We start from the raw sequence: 16,900 nt of genomic DNA, 5'->3' as shown, positions 1-16,900 counted from the left end.
CCCTCTTTGATTCCATCTACTTTTGTCTGCATAGGTGAACGCCCACCGACATAAGTAGTGAATATCTATTTTAAATCAGAATTATTAGTTAGTTAGAACTCGTCTGACCAATTCATTCTGCTACAAGCAATAGGGAATATCTGTGACTACTTTCACTGGTCGCCCGCACAATATGGGACTGCGGTCAAAATATCGACAAAATGTTTCCATCCCCCAGTGACTTCAATTAGCACTATTTGGCCTTTCATCAATATGTTCGTTTAGGGCAGGTACCGAATTGAACCGCGTGCCTAATCCGGCCACATTTAGGCAACTTGTTCATAATTAGTTATACTTCGCGCCATTCAACCTCCTGTCTTGTGACGAGATCGATAATGACAACATTTATAACCGGTAAAGACGCCACGCTAGAAGAAACCATTGAGCGTTTCCAAACTCAACTCCAAGCGCTTGGCTTCAATATTGACAGCATTGAAAGTGCCTCGTGGCACAACCCGCTCCCCAATATATGGTCTGTACAGATCCGCGATATAGATGCACCGATGAATGTCAGCCACGGTAAGGGAACAAGTCAAAAGTCAGCTCTGGCGTCAGCTCTTGGCGACTACCTCACGCGTCTGGCAACCAACGACTTCTACAACGATTACTATTTGGGCGAAGCGATTGCCAATAACGAGTTCGTTCATTACCCGAACGAAAAGTGGTTCCCCATCGATCTTGAGGAAAACTTGCCTCCGGAAGCGATCTTAGACGAGCGCCTGACCCAGTTTTACGATCCCACCCTTGAACTATTGGGCACCGATCTGATCGATCTACAGTCAAGCAACATGGAACGAGGGATCTGTACCCTGCCTCTCGAACGCCAAAGCGACAAGCAAACAATCTACATGCCGGTCAATATCATCGGCAACTTGTATGCATCCAGTGGTATGTCCGCGGGTAATACTCAGTTCGAAGCCCGTACTCAGGCCCTATCCGAGATCATCGAACGTAAAATCAAAAACCGCGTAATTGATAAGCAAATCAGCCTGCCAGAAATCCCAGAACCTGTAATTAGCCGTTTTGCCAAAATCCAGCAATCAATTGACGCACTCAAGGCGAAAGGGTTCCGAGTCAACAGCTACGATGCCTCCCTTGGTGGTAAGTACCCGGTGGTCTGTGTTGTTCTCTCCAACCCCGACAATAGCGCGAGTTTTGCATCTTTCGGTGCTCACCCTTGTTTCGAGGTCGCTGTCGAGCGTGCAATGACCGAGCTCTTGCAAGGCAGAAGCCTTGATGAACTTCATGCACTCCTTGCACCTTGTGCCGAAGCTTCAGCAACCAATACTGATTATTCTCCGGAAAACCCGTTAGCGGAATCAGCAAACTTAGTTTCACCGCTATTGTTCCAACCTGAACCAGACTTTGATTTCGCCGACTGGAACATCAAGGGTACCTCTGAAGAGCACTTCACTCATTTGGTAGGCTTATTGCACGCTGAAGGTGCCGATATCTACATCGCTGATTACGACCACCTCGGTGTTGATTGCTGCCGTATCATCGTACCGGGCTGGTCTGAAGTATCCCCAGTAGAAGAGCTGATTGAAGCCAACAACAATGTGGCCTTGGAGCTACGTGAGGTGCTATTGGCATTACCGAGTATCGAATGGGATGCTGAGCAATATGCCGAAATGTTCCATATTGCCGAAGAAGAGTTCGACGACAACACATTGCTACCGACAATGCTTGGTATGGCGACCGATACCGGTAGTGCGTGGCAAACCCTGCGAGTCGGCGAACTGAAATGTTTAATCGCCCTGGCTGGCGGCGATCTTGAGTTGGCGCTGGAATACGCTGAGTGGAGCATTGGGTTCAATGCCTCGACATACAGCGCTGATCGTACCAATTTCTTTCGCTGCCTAGTCGACAGCTTGAAGCTAGCTTTGGACGAAGAGCATGATCCCGCCACGTTAAAAGCTGATTTCGAGCGTACGTTCGGCGCAGAGGTTGTTGCAGCCGCTTGGGGCTCCATAGAAGGTAGCGTGCGCTTCCATGGCCTAACGGCTGGCGATTTGACCATGAGGCAGTTCCCGACTCACCAACAGCTACTGCAGTCTTACCATAAGCTGCAAGCAGCAAAAAAGCAGAACTAAGCTAAAATGGTAGCATTGCGCCCAGACTGATGCCCTATCAGTCTGGGCTCATTTTGTACTTTGATTACACTTTCGCCTATTCATTTCATTCAAAAAAAGTTGAATGCATTATACAAAATGCTTTTACTTAGCTGCTACTTTTTAGGTAACATCTATGTAGCCCGCACAAAACACCGCGCAGGCCAATAACCACAATAAAAACAATGTTATATAACAAAAAACACGACCAGAACGGCATTACATAACTTTACTTTTGTTATAAATGTTCTTTCATGGTTCGCAACAAACTTTCTTTTCACTCAATTTTTTTTGGTGATTTACTTACAAAATTTTAGCGAGAGTGATCGAGATCAATTCCATTTAACTGGACAAGCGGTACACTGCAGCCAAATTTGGTGAAATTAAATTACACTTAACAACTGCTTGGCTTAGATACAAACAATAGGCAGATTTGTTGGGGAAGTTTCAACCAACAATATAAATAATAATTATTTTTTAATGTAGAACGAGGCACTTATGTCATCACAAGAAAGAAGTTATCAGGAGCTACACCGCCCTGCATCTGACTTCGCTAGTCGTTCCGACTATCTTGATCATGAGCTGAAAATCATGAAACCGCGCCGCTGGAAGCTAAACCTTCCTGGCCGTGACTTCCGTTTTGAGCTTGAAGATCTGGTTCCTGCGCTAGCGGGTACGATTGCAATTATCGCGATGTACTCATCAGTTGCGATGTCTTGGGCTGATGGCCTGACTGCAGCTTGGGATCACGTGGAGCTTGGCAAAACATTTGCTATCGAAGTCGCCCGTGTTGAAATGCTAATCCCGGCCCTTCTTTTTTGTATCCTTGCCTCGGGATTTTTTAACCCACGCGCCAACTTGGCGGGTAACCACGGCCCAATGATCCCGTTGATCGGTACCATTGCTTTGGCTGGTGCCCACCCACTTGCGCTCGCTATCCTTATTGGTGTCTTCGGCCTATTGCTGAGTTACTTCAAGGGTGGCTCGAAGCTGGTTAACCTCACCAGTGAGGGGGTTGCCGGTGGCCTACTCATCTTCCTCGGTTTTACCGGTGCGATGAGCCAGATCAGCGATATCCAGTCTTGGGCTGTTGGCCTGCAGAGTGCGGATGTTGCACAAGGCAGCCTCGGGTATATCGGCTTGGTGGTACTGGCTGTAAACATTATTCTTTACGCCTACCTAGCCAAAGTAAACAAGCGTTGGCTGGCGATCCCAGCCTGTGCAATAACCGGATTGCTGGTTTCCCTTGCACTTGGTGCGGGCTTTGACCTAGTATTCGAAACCGAAACAGGTTTGCCTAACCTAAACCCAGTGTACTGGTGGGGTAGCACAGAGCAGGGTTGGATGCTTGGCCTGCCAGGTCTTGAGCAATTCATTGCCTCTCTGCCGTTTGCGATTCTTGCTGTAGCTATGTGGTCACCAGATTTCTTGGGTCACCGTATCTTCCAAGAGCTGAACTACCCGAAAGGCACTGATCGCGTTCTGATGGACGTTGATGACACCATGACAACTTGTTCACTACGCCAGATGGTAGGTACAGCGGTCGGTGGTTGTAACATCACGTCATCTTGGGGTACGTATATTATCCCAGCTGGTATTGCGAAGCGTCCAATTCCAGCAGGTGCGATTCTACTGGGTGTGATGTGTATCATCGTCGCGATCCTTGGTTTCCCAATGGATGTAGCAGTATGGCCACCAGTAATGCGTATCGCACTGCTTGTAGGTGTATTCCTGCCGCTTCTTGAAGCCGGTGTTCAGATGGTGAAAGACACCAAAGACTCACAGGCTGCTGGTATCTGTGTGTTCGCAGCAATCGTTGCTAACCCTGTTCTAGCATGGGCACTAACCATGCTGCTAGACAACAATGGTCTTATCGGTAACAAAGAACGTGCAGCTAAGCTGTCAATTGTCGATAAAATCATCATTCCAGCAGGCGCGCTAATCATTTGTTTGGTTGCGATGCTGGCAGTAGGTATGCTTGAAGGCCAATACGGTATTCCAGCGCTACTGTAAGAAAGGTATACAGGGCAGTGCATGCACTGCCCTACTCCATTAGTGTCGATAGCACTAATACGAATAATCAAACGGTCACTATCCTGACACGCTTTTTGGTTATCCGTATTATTGTATATATAAAGTGTGCTGTTCACCATTTGGTGATGGCTGGCTCAACAGCCAGCGCAGTACGTGTTTTTTCTACTAAAAAGGTAGGTATGTCATGGCAGAGCAATTTGCTAAAGCTTGGGAAGGGTTCGCTGCAGGCGAATGGCAGAACGACGTTAACGTTCGCGACTTTATCCAGAAAAACTACACTCCATATGAGGGTGATGAGTCTTTCCTAGTTACTGAAGGTACTGAAGCAACTAACAAGCTTTGGGATCAAGTAATGGAAGGTATCAAGCAAGAAAACAGCACTCACGCTCCTGTTGATTTTGATACTTCTCTTGTCTCTACCATCACTGCTCACGACGCAGGTTACATCAACAAAGATCTAGAGACTATCGTTGGTCTTCAGACTGAAGCGCCTCTTAAGCGTGCAATCATGCCTAACGGCGGCGTGCGCATGATCGAAGGTTCTTGTAAAGCGTACGGCCGTACTCTTGATCCACAAGTATCTAAGATCTTCTCTGAGTACCGTAAAACGCACAACCAAGGCGTTTTCGACGTTTACTCTCCAGACATCCTTAAGTGTCGTAAGTCTGGTGTTCTAACTGGTCTTCCTGATGCATACGGTCGTGGCCGTATCATCGGTGACTACCGTCGTGTTGCTCTTTACGGAATCGACTTCCTAATCAAGGAAAAAGTTGCTCAATTCCACTCTCTACAAGAGAAGCTAGAGAAGGGCGATGACCTACAGATGACTATGCAGCTTCGTGAAGAAATTCAAGAGCAGCACCGTGCACTAGGTCAAATGAAAGAAATGGCAGCTAAATACGGCTGTGACATCTCTCAACCTGCTACTAACGCACAAGAAGCTATCCAGTGGCTATACTTCGGCTACCTAGCAGCAGTTAAATCTCAGAACGGCGCGGCAATGTCTCTAGGCCGTACGTCTACTTTCCTAGATATCTACATCGAACGTGATATCGCGGCAGGTAAGATCACTGAGGTTCAAGCTCAGGAAATGATCGACCACTTCGTAATGAAACTACGTATGGTTCGTTTCCTACGTACTCCTGAGTACGATGAGCTATTCTCTGGCGACCCAATCTGGGCAACAGAATCTATGGGTGGTATGGGTGTTGACGGTCGTACGCTAGTATCGCGTACTAACTTCCGTTTCCTAAACACGCTATACACTATGGGTCCTTCTCCAGAGCCGAACATCACTGTTCTATGGTCTGAGCAGCTACCTGACGGCTTCAAGCGTTTCTGTGCGAAAGTATCTATCGATACTTCTTCTATCCAGTACGAAAACGACGACCTAATGCGTCCTGATTTCGACAACGATGACTACGCTATCGCTTGTTGTGTATCACCAATGGTTATCGGTAAGCACATGCAGTTCTTCGGCGCACGTGCAAACCTTGCTAAAACACTACTATACGTAATCAACGGTGGTGTGGACGAGAAGCTGAAAATTCAGGTTGGTCCTAAGGCAGAGCCAATGCTTGACGAAGTTCTAGACTTCGACAAAGTATACGCAGGCCTAGACAGCCTAATGGACTGGCTAGCAACTCAGTACGTGACTGCACTAAACGCAATCCACTACTCACACGACAAGTACAGCTACGAAGCAGCGCTTATGGCTCTACACGACCGTGACGTTAAACGTACTATGGCTTGTGGTATCGCTGGTCTTTCTGTTGCTGCTGACTCACTAGCTGCTATCAAGTACGCTAAAGTTAAGCCAGTACGTGACGAAGACGGTATCGCAATCGACTTCGCTATCGAAGGCGACTATCCGAAGTTCGGTAACAACGACGCTCGCGTTGATGACATCGCTTGTGAACTTGTTTCTAGCTTCATGAACAAGATCCGTAAGCTTAAGACTTACCGTGATGCGGTTCCTACTCAGTCTATCCTGACTATCACTTCAAACGTGGTATACGGTAAGAAGACGGGTAACACGCCTGACGGTCGTCAAGCAGGTGCTCCATTCGCACCAGGTGCTAACCCAATGCACGGTCGTGATGAGAAAGGTGCTGTAGCCTCTCTAACTTCAGTTGGTAAACTACCATTTGCTGATGCGAAAGACGGTATCTCTTACACCTTCTCTATCGTACCTAACGCACTGGGTAAAGAGCAGGATACTCAGCGTTCTAACCTTGCAGGTCTTATGGATGGTTACTTCCACCACGAGTCTGGCATTGAAGGTGGTCAACACCTGAACGTTAACGTTCTTAACCGCGAAACGCTAGAAGACGCTGTTAAGCACCCAGAGAAGTACCCACAGCTAACTATCCGTGTATCGGGTTATGCTGTACGCTTTAACTCTCTAACTGCAGAACAGCAGAAAGACGTTATCGCTCGTACTTTCACTGAGTCTCTATAATCTAGAGCCTTAGACCATTGCTGTCATAGGCAATGAGAAGAAAAGCCGATCTGCAAAGATCGGCTTTTTTATACCTTTTTCCCGCGATGCCCCTTACCCTTCTTCGTACAAAACACCAACCAAACAACCACGCCTTTATAACACAACGAATAGTACCCTTACCTTTTAGATGCTTTTTCGCTATTTTGAACGCCTTTTTTGTAATAAAATGACAGGTAAAACACGCCCCCAAGCGGAGAAGCTAAGTAATGTCAGTAAAAGGTCGAATCCACTCTTTTGAGTCCTGCGGTACTGTCGACGGTCCCGGAATTCGTTTCATCGTGTTCATGCAAGGCTGCCTTATGCGCTGCCAATATTGCCATAACCGTGATACCTGGGATCTCCATGACGGCAAGGAAATCACTGTTGAAGAGCTGATCAATGAAGCTAAGTCATACCGCTTCTTCATGAAATCATCCGGTGGTGGTGTCACCGCTTCTGGTGGCGAAGCCATGTTGCAGCCAGAGTTTGTTCGTGACTTCTTCCGCGCAGCACAAGCCGAAGGTATTCACACCTGCCTAGATACCAACGGCTATATCCGCAAACACACAGACGTGGTTGATGAAGTGCTCGACGCTTCTGACTTAGTGATGCTTGACCTTAAGCAATTGGATGACAGCATCCACCAAAACCTGGTTGGCGTGCCCAACAAGCGTGTATTGGACTTTGCCCGTTACCTGCACCAACGCGGCCAAAAAACCTGGATCCGTTATGTTGTTGTACCTGGATATACTGACGATGAACGCTCTGCTCACCTACTGGGTGACTTCATCAAAGATATGGACAACATCGAAAAAGTCGAGCTTCTTCCTTACCACCAACTCGGTGAGCACAAATGGGAAGCAATGGGCTTTGATTACCAACTGACAGGTGTTAAGCCACCATCAAAAGAAGTGATGGAAAAAGTCAAAGAGATCATCAGCAGCTACACAGCGGCTAGAGTGATTTATTAATATCGTTTTTTTCAACAAAGTGATTAAGGAGAACCTCAGTTCTCCTTTTTTATTAACCTATCACTATTAGTGAATAAAATAGAACAATCATCAGAAATACTGATAGTTTATTTCGGCAAAGAAAAAGATTTGATTATGGCTGCAATTAACCGATGAGTTAATTAGATGCATATTATCAATAAAAATGAACCAAGTGGCATATAAATAAAAAGGTGGTATCACTACCTTATAAGCAATACCACCTTCATACCTCTTCCTAACTCGGCAAAAGCACGTCTTAAGAAATCTTAAGTTTATGGTTTTTCATCATTCGGTGCCCTTCACGTTTAATACACTCCAGTAGCGGGTGATCACCCATTTCCTTGCGCCAAATAAACGAAATCGCCCGATCCATTTTTAATTCAGGGACATTCAAGGCGACCAATTCTCCACGTTCAATATACGGAGCAACATCCAAATAAGGCAAGCAGGTTAGGTAATGACCGTTCGCGACCATAGTCCGGATCACGGGTACATGGGAGTATTCACGCCACACATCCAAATCAGGGATCAATGGTACCATCGCGCTTTCAAAAATCGCCCGTGTACCGGCCCCCCCCTCACGCAGTACCCACTGTGCTTGCTCCAATTGTGCCAGGCTAACTCGAGAGTTCTTAGCAAAAGGGTGATGAGAGGCACTGACAACAACGAGGTGGTCACGACACCACTCTTCCTGGTGGGTACGGTTGTCATCACAACGGCCTTCGATAATGCCGATGTCGTATTTGTAGTTCAGAACCCCTTCAATGACACCCTGACTACTTTTGACATCCATCCCCGTCCTGACTTCTGGAAAATCAGTATCAAGAATACTGATAAGCTCTGGAACCAAGTGCTCTGCCGGTGTTTGGCTGGCACCAATACTGATACTGCCGCTGAAAAGGTGTTGATCGTAAAAGCCCGCTTCAATCTGCTCGGCATCTTGCAATAATCGCCGCGCCTTTGGTCGCAACCAGTTGCCCCAATGGCTCAAGCGCATATCCTTACCCTGGCGTACGAAAAGATCGCGTCCTAGTAGTTTTTCTAATTGACTGAGTGACATACTGGCAGCAGACTGGGTAACGCCCAACCTTTCAGCAGCTTGGCTTACACTGCCCAATTCAGCAACCGCATCAAACACTGATAACTGTTTCAACGAATAGCGCACTTATACTCCTAGATTTACAACGGGTGGGCTCAGCGCCGGTAAAGTAACTTCTATACCCAAATGACTGCTCTATGTACCTAGCTCTTGGGTGTTTCTGCAAATCAATTAATTTGATTACTATATAAACTCAGTCAATATTGTATCAAGTTTTAACAGTTGGGTAATGTATGTCGTATGCACATCAGCGACTACATCCCAGTAAATACTCGAAAAACTGTAAGCAAATGCCTGTTCGCGCAGTATTTCCACTCCCCCTTCATTTAAGGATAATATTCTAAATCATTTAAATTTATCAGTATTCAAAACCACATCAACAATACTTATACGCTTAAAACAAAATAGACCAAAACAACCACCTCCGCTAGGTGGTTAATAAAATTGAAAATTTCCCCTTCCTATTCCTTTATCACCTAAATTTATGCGGCCTATCTCAAAACATTCCCTGAAACATTTTCAAACAAAGTATCAGAAAAACTGAATGACAACCTCAGTAAAATCAATTTTACTAATGCGCCGGTGCTGGGTAACATTCCCGTCAACAGATTAATGGGCCATTGTGCAATGACTCTTAGCGAGTTACTGCAACAGTGTTGATTTTGATTTTAGGAGATTGTTATGAGCGCTTTACTTACAGTGAAAGACATTGTAGATACGCAAGCCCCGACGTTGAGTATTGAAACAAGTTTACCTTCAGCTATCGATGTGTTGTCTAAAAACCGCATTAACGGTGCACCAGTTTGTGACGCAAACGGCAACCTAGTTGGTTTCCTATCTGCCCACGACATCATGGTAGAAATGTGGTGCCAAGACTACATTCCTGATGAGGATGTAACGGTCGGAAACCTAATGAAGACAGATTTGGTTACCATGGATATCGAAGATCGCTTGACTGATGCACTTGAGTTCCTGGCTCTGGACAAAGAGCAGCTATACCCAACAACCGCGATGGGCTATGCAACGCAAATGACAACCTTGTCGCTTGAAGAGCGTGCTAAATCAATCAAGGTTAACAAGCCACAAATTCTACCTGTTTTAGAAGACGGTAAATATGTCGGTGTGGTATCTCGCCAGGAAGTATTAAAAGCCCTGCGCGCCCTATTTAATGATGCGACGACACCAGCGCCAGTCGCTGGAAATGTTGCCCCACAGGTTGTTACCTAATTAGTAACAAACAAGTCACTCGCCCACAGCCTGCCTAACACCATTATTGGAACATCATGTATCTAATGCATGAGGCGCCCCTGTGAGCTGATCGTAAGAGTTATTGGAGTTAAAATGGAACAAGTTTCCCACCTTTTTGCTTTTAACCATTTTGTTATCGCGATAGCCGCTTTAACAATTATGGTATTGGTTGCCCGTACCATCGTTGCTGGTACGAAGTATTCATCATTGTTAGTTATCGTTGTGTTCGGTCTAGCTTTAGGCTCACTATTGGTACACAGCGGTATGGCGACACCGGGACTAGAACAGTTCCCTGTTGTTGCATTGATTGGCCAGACAACCGTAATTGCATTGATCGCCTCATTCTTCGTTGGTGGACAGGAAATTAGACGCCTGCTTTCAAAACAAGACTTTAATGAAGAGTGTGACTTTTTTGCCCCTTCCGCTCAGGAAGTGGTATTGGGTACAAGCAGTACGCAATTAACGTACATTATTCGTGCTTTCCTATTGCTCATTGGTATTCAAACTGCAGATGTTCTGATTTCAGGCCGTACCGCAGATTTTGCAATGGGAGACTCGTTCTTACTTCTTTCTTACATCTGTTTGGCACTGGCGTTTATCCTCGTTGATCGTAAAGCAGTGATCTCCAACAAAGCACAATACATCCGTAAAGGCCTACTGGAAGTTATTGCGATTATTGTGGTGTTGAACGTCTCGCTATGGCTAGCTACTACGATTTCGTCAATTATTGGTCTACCGCAGATCTTCTTTGCCATGATTCTGTCTTCAGGCTTGGGTGCGGCACTTCCAAAATGGAAGCATGGCCCGACAATGAACGCACTGCTATTTGCGGGTATCCCACTGGTGCTATCTGGTAGCTTCCTAGTTGGTGGCTCTCACATGGTTGAAGCCTTCGGTATCCCTGGTCTTCAGAGTGTTATCGTGTACGGTTTCTCCGGTCAGATTTTCTGGATGTTCGGTGGCCTTGCGCTGCTAATCTTTGTCGGCAAATCTAACCATTTACGTAATCTGGCACCGGGTCTGGCAGGAGGCTTGTCTCACTCAGGTCTAACTGGCGCATGTACTGCGGGTGACTTCGGTCGCACAGCGGCTTCTCGTGCTCCGATTATGATCAACATTCCGTTTGCCGGTCACATCTTCGTATTTACGATTTTGGCGGCAAGTGCCGAGCGCGGAGCGCTAATGGTTGGCTGGACGTTACCACTGATTCTAGCTGGCGCAGCGTTTGTTATCCTCGCACTGAAAAGCCTACGTTCGGCCAACGGTTGTGAAAAAACAGAAGTTAAAGGCCTAATGTTATTCTCACTTGGTTGGCAGATCATGGCTGTCTTCGGTAGCTTCACGCTGCTAAGCGTAGCCGGTATGTCACTTGAGCATGCATCGATGTCTGCCGCTTCCGGTCTTTCTCACTTCGGTCTGTTTGCCGCAGTACAAGAAGGTATGTTTGGCGCGACAGCGGCAAGCCTTATCACCTTTACTTTTGCAATGACCTTCCTGGTACACCCATTTGTGTTCGCTATGTTCGGCAAAGCTGCTGAAAGCAACGGTAAAATGGCAGAGAAAGCAGTGACGGTACTGGCAAGTGCTGGCTTGATCGGCGTTATTTCTTCGACCTTAATGATTTAACATGGGTCTATGAGTCTGGCGAGTTTAGCTTAACGGATTCAATGAAACATAGAGGGGACTGATTTCATATCAGCCCCCTTTCTTTTTAAGTGATATAACATCTCTGCAGACTCATCAGTCTATGTATCGTATCCAAGGGCACTCAACAGCCTTATACCAACCTACATAAATATTTGATCAGTTTTACTGGTTAAAATCGCTGCTATCTATGTTAAATGTTTTGTAATTAGCACCACTCGTTACTGCAATATCTGCCTTGATAACAACGATTTTTCCAGTGCAAATACTTGATCAACTGCTTATCCAAATTGGTATTACTTAAAGCAGAGCATCTATAAAAAAAGCCTGCCCATAATATTATGGGCAGGCTTTTATCGTCACCTAGCACGCTGACGTTGGAACCTGATTTAAAGGTCAGCTCACTGGCTGGTTGGCATACGCGGCTTGCTTAGCCGCTTCCAGTGATGACTCACCAGTGTCTCGGCCAAACAACTGCTGTAGCTGCTCTTCTGTATCCGAGGTTAACACTAAGATCTCGATACGACGATTCAAATGGCTATAGGGTGCATCTTCATCAAGCAGCATAGTATCGGACATTGCGGTGACTTGGGCGACTCGCTCGCTTGGCATACCGCCATACTCCAGCACTTCCCTCGCTTTTTGTGCGCGCTCACCAGACAAGGCCCAGTTATTACCTCTTGAACGACGGCTAAAACCACTGGCATCAGCATGGCCAGAAATCATAATCGGGTTTTCAATGGTGGCAAACGTTGGTGCAATCGCTAGCAGAAGATCCTCAAAAAACGGTGTGAGCTCTGCCCCACCCAGTTTGAACATCGGCTTTTCATTATCGTCATTGACCAGGACCCGAAGCCCTTGCGGTACTACTTCCACCGATAGTTGGTTACTAGCAGAAAGGAATTCACTGACATCTTTCAAGTACTCGCCCAGTACAACCATCTGCTCATGGCTTTCATAGCGCCCAGGGACAAGTGAAGGCCCGTCTTCTCCCAGCCCACCAAAATTATCACCATCGCCATCAACCACATTGATAGTCAGTGAGTTACCCAAGTTCTGAGGATTACTCGGTTGCTGGCTCTGCAAGCCTGGCAATGCCTTTCCACCAAAATCAACCGCAAACGGACTGTTCTCCACAAACAAGCCATCATGCGCCAGCAGCTGTTGCTGGCCACTGAGGCGACCAACAATGCGCTGCTTTTCATCTTCAGTGGTCACCTGCAACACCCACATCACCATAAAAAATGCCATCATCGCCAAGGTGAAGTCGGCAAAGGCGACTTTCCACGCCCCGCCATGGCGAGCCGCATGACCACGGCTACGGCGCTTTTTTATGATAACTGTATCTGCAGTATTGCCCTTCATCATTGGAATACCTGCTGCGTTACCCAGCCTTCCATTTCAGCAAAGGTCGGTTTCACATCAAGTAACATCAACTTACGGCCCGAGTCCGCAGCAACCAGCGTTGGTTTACCGGCGGTGTAACTCACCATCATGGCTTTTACACACTCAAATGCAGACAGCTCACGCTTTACCTGATTGGCCATGGCAGTACTAATCGGGTCAAACACACAGTAACAGAAGAAAATACCGAGGAAGGTACCCACCAAAGCATGGGCGACACTGATGCCGATTTGCGCCATATCCCCATCGATATTGGTCATGGTGATCACAATCCCCATTACTGCCGCCAAAATACCAAAACCTGGCATTGCTTCGGCAACCCGGTGCATAGAGTGCGACGGTTCCATCAGATCTTCTTCGATCGCTTCGATTTCTAGCTCCAGCATACTTTCCAGCTCATGGGCAGTAATTTTACCCATCGCCATCAAACGGAAGTTATCGGTTATAAAAGTAACCAGCTTCGGGTACTCCAATACTTCCGGGTAGATCAGGAACAAGCTGCTCTGGTGCGGCTCTTCAATATGTTCATCAAGCACTCGCATACCGTTTTGACGTACCTGCTCCAGCAAGTGGTACATCAATGAAAGTAGCTCGCGATAAAGTTTGCGCTCATCGCGCTTGGTCATGATGCCACGGGTCTGATGCCACATTTCAACGATCACATGGTGCGGGTTACCGATAGCCAGAGCACCGGCACCGGCGCCCAAAATGATCATCAGCTCTGCAGGTTGCCACATGGTACCGAGGTATCCCCCCGCAAACACAAAGCCACCGAACACACAGATAATAATGATTAAGATACCAATAATTTTTTGCATAACCTTTCTCCTACATCACGCTCTTAATCATGGCGTTCATTTGTTTAATGGCCTGCTTATGAAGCTGGCAGATCCTCGCTTCGCTCAGGCCAACCACAATGGCGATTTCCTTCAAGCTAAGCTCCTTCTGGTAGTAAAAATCCAAGATGAGCTGTTCACGCTTCGGCAATTGAGACAACACATGCTTAAGCAGATCATCGTTGATCAAGTGCTGAAGATTACTGTCACTCTGACCAAAATCGACACTGGAGCTGTCTGATTCAAATAACTGCTCTAAGCTATACAGCTCCTCCGCCTGAGCGGCGTAGAGCAGACGGTGGCACTCCTCCAAGCTGATTTGCATTGCTTTCGCCAATTCATGTTCGTTCGGATGGCGCTTCAACTGCTTGGTCAACAACTTGGATACTTTATTAAGTTCATGGACTTGTTGGCGTAGCTGACGCGGGCGCCAGTCGCGACGGCGTAACTCATCTAAAATGGCCCCACGAACACGGCGGGCAGCAAAGAAGCGGAAATTCTCATCCATTTCACCATAACGGCGAGTTGCTTCAAGCAAGCCAAGCAAACCAATTTGCTCCATATCATCCAGCCCCATACAGCCCGATGCATGGTGATGGAGCTGTTGAACAATACGCTTCACCAACTTCAAGTGCTGGCGCAAGACCTGCTCTTCATTATTCTGTGAGGTCTTCGTTTGCCACTGGGCATACTCATCCTCAAACGGTAATTGCTGTGCTTCTAACATGATTCCCTTCCTTTACTGCAGCACGAGCTTGGTAAACAACGCTTCTTCAATCTGGTAGGCATATCCATTTACTGCCATTACCTGACGAAGCTGCCCTAAAACCTCTGTTTGCAACCGATCGATTTCATTCATTTGACGCAACTCTTCGAAGGTACTTTGGCTAAACATTTTAAGCAGGACATTACGCGCCAGCGGCTTGAACTCAATCAGCTGATCATGCGCCTTGGCCGAGTTCGTCTTCAGCGCCAATTCCAGCATCAGGTAGTGAGTGCGCTCTTCACCATCAATGGTAATGACAAACTTATCAAGGTTCATGAAATGAGCACGGCTATCCGCGTCCTTTCGGGCAAAAACGCTATACTCAGATGAGCTGTCATTAACGATAAACGCGTACGTTGCAATCGATGAGAGGGCAATAAGCACCGAGGCAGCAAGTGCCGTCAGAATAACTTTCGTGCTCATTACGTTTGTTCTAGCCATTATTATTTTCCTTACACCATACGAGTGAGACGATATTGATCCGTCTTTAATAAGAGATCGATTGATTCATGCCAGTCTGACTCTTCAACCACGGGCTGAATTGCCAAAGACATATCATCCTGTTGTTCAAATGCTTGCTGCTGTGATTGGTCACTCACATCAACATCGACCATCGCGCCCGCGAGTTGCTTGCCTTCAAGCTCGGCGCGCAAACGCTCGGCGCCCTGCTGCGCGGCCTCGCGCAATGCAGGGTCTGTGGCAGCGATATGTACCTGAACCTTGTTGTTTTCCACCTTGACCGACAGCTCTAAGCTGCCAAGATGAGGCGGGTCGAGACGGATACGAGCATGCTGGACATCTTGGTTAAGATGCATCTGCACCCGATCTTTAAGTACCGACACCAGTTGCTGTCCCCATTGCTGCTGGTTTTCCGCCATTTTGACGGGCGCCCATTCAGCACGAGAAGCCGTTACGTGGTTGGATTGGGCATCTGCAGGCAGTGGGGCTGCATTAGGAGAGTCTTGCAATGATAAGGTCGTAAAACTGCTTGCCTGCGCGAGTTGTTGAAGTAACACAGGGTTAGTAGTTTCCTGCCTGACTGGCGTCATCGCATTGGAAATCACCCGCTCAATCGCTTGGTCGAACGACAAAGACTCGCCCTGGGCACTGCCATTAGCCGCTAGGTAATGTGGGATCCCGGGCTGCGTCTGCCCCAACTGCACCGATACACTTTGCAGGCCGTCAGCACTGCGCATCATGCCTAGCAATTGCTCACGAACATCACTACTGAGTTCATTGGTAATATTGATCAGGCGGAACTGCCCTTCCGGCGGCAACTGTTCCATAAACGGATGGGCGCTGCTGAACACCCAATCTTCACCCTCTGCCAGCCCTTTAAGCTGCTCATAGAGATCGAACCAATATGGGTTATTCTCCGACTCGCCGGACACCTCAGCCGTGGCCAGTTCAGCCCCAGTATCTAGGCCAAGCAATGCTGCAAAACTGTCAAACCAAGAGCCACCGTCACCGGTTTGTACCGGTGTTGGACGTGCCGTTGTGGCTTGCGCGTTCCCATGTGGCTGTGACATCGAAATATGGCTCATCGAATAAAGCCTCCAGCCATTTCGACCTGCTGGTATTCCGATACCCCTTCACGCTGATTCTGGAACTTTGCCAACATCTGTCCGAGGTGTTCTTTTTCCATTTCGCACGCCGTCATGGCGGCTAAATGCACCTTTTTAAGCTGAAGGATGTCGCGGCGTAGTGACTCGGCAACGGCTGGCTGGGCTTTTAAGTCAGCCAGCATGCTGTAGATTTCTTTGTCTATTTTACGCACAGCCTGCCACTCTTTGCGCTTGTAGCTCTGGTTAAGCTGCACGGTGAGTTGCCTGATCTGGGTCGTGTTAACTTTCATGGGTTACCCCGAAGTTATGCCAGCCCTCTTGAATATTCCCCATCACAGAACGTACTTCCGCCAATTTGTCCGCATCGTTATGGACGCTGGCTTCAAACAATTTCATGCTGCAAAAATCGTAAAGCTGGTTCATCTGCTGTGCGAGTTCGCCACCTTGACGCATATCCAACGCACTATTCAGGCCACCGATAATGTCGATACACTTACCGATAGATTCCCCTTTTTCCTTCAAGCGGTTGGCTACCATATGGCCTTCGGCGCGGGTTAAATTATCCATAAAACCGTCAACCAACATCAGTACCAACTGATAAGGGCTCGCTGCCGCTGCTTGTGCTTCTACATCGACTTGCTGGTACGCCTCGAAACCAGAATCATCCATTAACATTTGTT

The 16,900-nt window shown here is 47.3% G+C and carries 14 protein-coding genes; 6 read left to right on the top strand and 8 right to left on the bottom strand.

Features of this window, described 5'->3' with window-relative positions; translation table 11 throughout:
• Positions 1-374: 374 nt before the first annotated feature.
• The 4 genes from ycaO (at position 375) to pflA (ending at position 7,637) form a co-directional block, all read left to right on the top strand.
• Positions 375-2,132 (top strand): 30S ribosomal protein S12 methylthiotransferase accessory factor YcaO, encoded by a 1,758-nt coding sequence (gene ycaO / locus ACVA53_RS12355; protein WP_446505272.1) that lies wholly within the window; start codon positions 375-377, stop codon positions 2,130-2,132.
• A 516-nt stretch (positions 2,133-2,648) separates the two neighbouring features.
• Complete coding sequence (locus ACVA53_RS12350) at positions 2,649-4,163, top strand: DUF3360 family protein (protein ID WP_255041054.1); 1,515 nt, start codon at positions 2,649-2,651, stop codon at positions 4,161-4,163.
• Between the two features lie 205 nt (positions 4,164-4,368).
• Positions 4,369-6,645 (top strand): formate C-acetyltransferase, encoded by a 2,277-nt coding sequence (gene pflB, locus ACVA53_RS12345; RefSeq protein ID WP_446505271.1) that lies wholly within the window; start codon positions 4,369-4,371, stop codon positions 6,643-6,645.
• Between the two features lie 248 nt (positions 6,646-6,893).
• Positions 6,894-7,637: a pyruvate formate lyase 1-activating protein gene (gene pflA, locus ACVA53_RS12340; RefSeq protein WP_255041052.1), complete on the top strand. Its 744-nt coding sequence runs from the start codon at positions 6,894-6,896 to the stop codon at positions 7,635-7,637.
• 277 nt (positions 7,638-7,914) lie between these two features.
• Here the strand turns inward: pflA and ACVA53_RS12335 are convergent, their stop codons facing one another.
• Positions 7,915-8,823, bottom strand: coding sequence for a LysR substrate-binding domain-containing protein (locus ACVA53_RS12335; RefSeq protein WP_255041051.1), 909 nt, complete (start codon positions 8,821-8,823; stop codon positions 7,915-7,917).
• 615 nt (positions 8,824-9,438) lie between these two features.
• Between ACVA53_RS12335 and ACVA53_RS12330 the strand changes: the two genes are divergently transcribed.
• Positions 9,439-9,984, top strand: a complete 546-nt coding sequence (locus tag ACVA53_RS12330; protein WP_255041050.1) for a CBS domain-containing protein — start codon at positions 9,439-9,441, stop codon at positions 9,982-9,984.
• A 114-nt stretch (positions 9,985-10,098) separates the two neighbouring features.
• Positions 10,099-11,631, top strand: a complete 1,533-nt coding sequence (locus tag ACVA53_RS12325) for a hypothetical protein (RefSeq protein ID WP_446505270.1) — start codon at positions 10,099-10,101, stop codon at positions 11,629-11,631.
• Between the two features lie 414 nt (positions 11,632-12,045).
• Here ACVA53_RS12325 and ACVA53_RS12320 read toward each other — a convergent pair whose 3' ends face one another.
• The 7 genes from ACVA53_RS12320 to fliS are packed head-to-tail and all read right to left on the bottom strand — an operon-like array spanning position 12,046 to position 16,895.
• Positions 12,046-13,017, bottom strand: coding sequence for a flagellar motor protein MotB (locus tag ACVA53_RS12320; protein WP_446505269.1), 972 nt, complete (start codon positions 13,015-13,017; stop codon positions 12,046-12,048).
• Positions 13,014-13,871, bottom strand: coding sequence for a flagellar motor stator protein MotA (motA, locus tag ACVA53_RS12315; protein WP_446505268.1), 858 nt, complete (start codon positions 13,869-13,871; stop codon positions 13,014-13,016). The genes ACVA53_RS12320 and motA overlap by 4 nt, the downstream gene beginning before the upstream one ends.
• A gap of 10 nt (positions 13,872-13,881) precedes the next feature.
• Positions 13,882-14,616 carry a FliA/WhiG family RNA polymerase sigma factor gene (locus ACVA53_RS12310; RefSeq protein WP_446505267.1) on the bottom strand — a complete coding sequence of 245 codons (735 nt, stop codon included), beginning with the start codon at positions 14,614-14,616 and terminating at the stop codon, positions 13,882-13,884.
• A gap of 12 nt (positions 14,617-14,628) precedes the next feature.
• Positions 14,629-15,096, bottom strand: coding sequence for a flagellar basal body-associated FliL family protein (locus ACVA53_RS12305; protein WP_446505266.1), 468 nt, complete (start codon positions 15,094-15,096; stop codon positions 14,629-14,631).
• Between the two features lie 11 nt (positions 15,097-15,107).
• Positions 15,108-16,199 carry a flagellar hook-length control protein FliK gene (locus ACVA53_RS12300; protein WP_446505265.1) on the bottom strand — a complete coding sequence of 364 codons (1,092 nt, stop codon included), beginning with the start codon at positions 16,197-16,199 and terminating at the stop codon, positions 15,108-15,110.
• Positions 16,196-16,510 (bottom strand): hypothetical protein, encoded by a 315-nt coding sequence (locus ACVA53_RS12295; RefSeq protein ID WP_446505264.1) that lies wholly within the window; start codon positions 16,508-16,510, stop codon positions 16,196-16,198. The genes ACVA53_RS12300 and ACVA53_RS12295 overlap by 4 nt, the downstream gene beginning before the upstream one ends.
• Positions 16,500-16,895, bottom strand: a complete 396-nt coding sequence (gene fliS, locus ACVA53_RS12290) for a flagellar export chaperone FliS (RefSeq protein WP_446505263.1) — start codon at positions 16,893-16,895, stop codon at positions 16,500-16,502. The genes ACVA53_RS12295 and fliS overlap by 11 nt, the downstream gene beginning before the upstream one ends.
• Positions 16,896-16,900 lie beyond the last annotated feature (5 nt).

Source organism: Photobacterium sp. DNB23_23_1, from assembly GCF_052873815.1.
Note: the sequence above shows the minus strand (reverse complement) of the source record. Positions and strands in the feature narration are given on the sequence as shown.

Coding starts and splice junctions, on each gene's coding strand:
- ycaO (WP_446505272.1), top strand. CDS start 375: ATGACAACATTTATAACCGGTAAAGACGCCACGCTAGAAGAAACCATT.
- ACVA53_RS12350 (WP_255041054.1), top strand. CDS start 2,649: ATGTCATCACAAGAAAGAAGTTATCAGGAGCTACACCGCCCTGCATCT.
- pflB (WP_446505271.1), top strand. CDS start 4,369: ATGGCAGAGCAATTTGCTAAAGCTTGGGAAGGGTTCGCTGCAGGCGAA.
- pflA (WP_255041052.1), top strand. CDS start 6,894: ATGTCAGTAAAAGGTCGAATCCACTCTTTTGAGTCCTGCGGTACTGTC.
- ACVA53_RS12330 (WP_255041050.1), top strand. CDS start 9,439: ATGAGCGCTTTACTTACAGTGAAAGACATTGTAGATACGCAAGCCCCG.
- ACVA53_RS12325 (WP_446505270.1), top strand. CDS start 10,099: ATGGAACAAGTTTCCCACCTTTTTGCTTTTAACCATTTTGTTATCGCG.
- ACVA53_RS12320 (WP_446505269.1), bottom strand. CDS start 13,017: ATGATGAAGGGCAATACTGCAGATACAGTTATCATAAAAAAGCGCCGT.
- motA (WP_446505268.1), bottom strand. CDS start 13,871: ATGCAAAAAATTATTGGTATCTTAATCATTATTATCTGTGTGTTCGGT.
- ACVA53_RS12310 (WP_446505267.1), bottom strand. CDS start 14,616: ATGTTAGAAGCACAGCAATTACCGTTTGAGGATGAGTATGCCCAGTGG.
- ACVA53_RS12305 (WP_446505266.1), bottom strand. CDS start 15,096: ATGGCTAGAACAAACGTAATGAGCACGAAAGTTATTCTGACGGCACTT.
- ACVA53_RS12300 (WP_446505265.1), bottom strand. CDS start 16,199: ATGAGCCATATTTCGATGTCACAGCCACATGGGAACGCGCAAGCCACA.
- ACVA53_RS12295 (WP_446505264.1), bottom strand. CDS start 16,510: ATGAAAGTTAACACGACCCAGATCAGGCAACTCACCGTGCAGCTTAAC.
- fliS (WP_446505263.1), bottom strand. CDS start 16,895: ATGTTAATGGATGATTCTGGTTTCGAGGCGTACCAGCAAGTCGATGTA.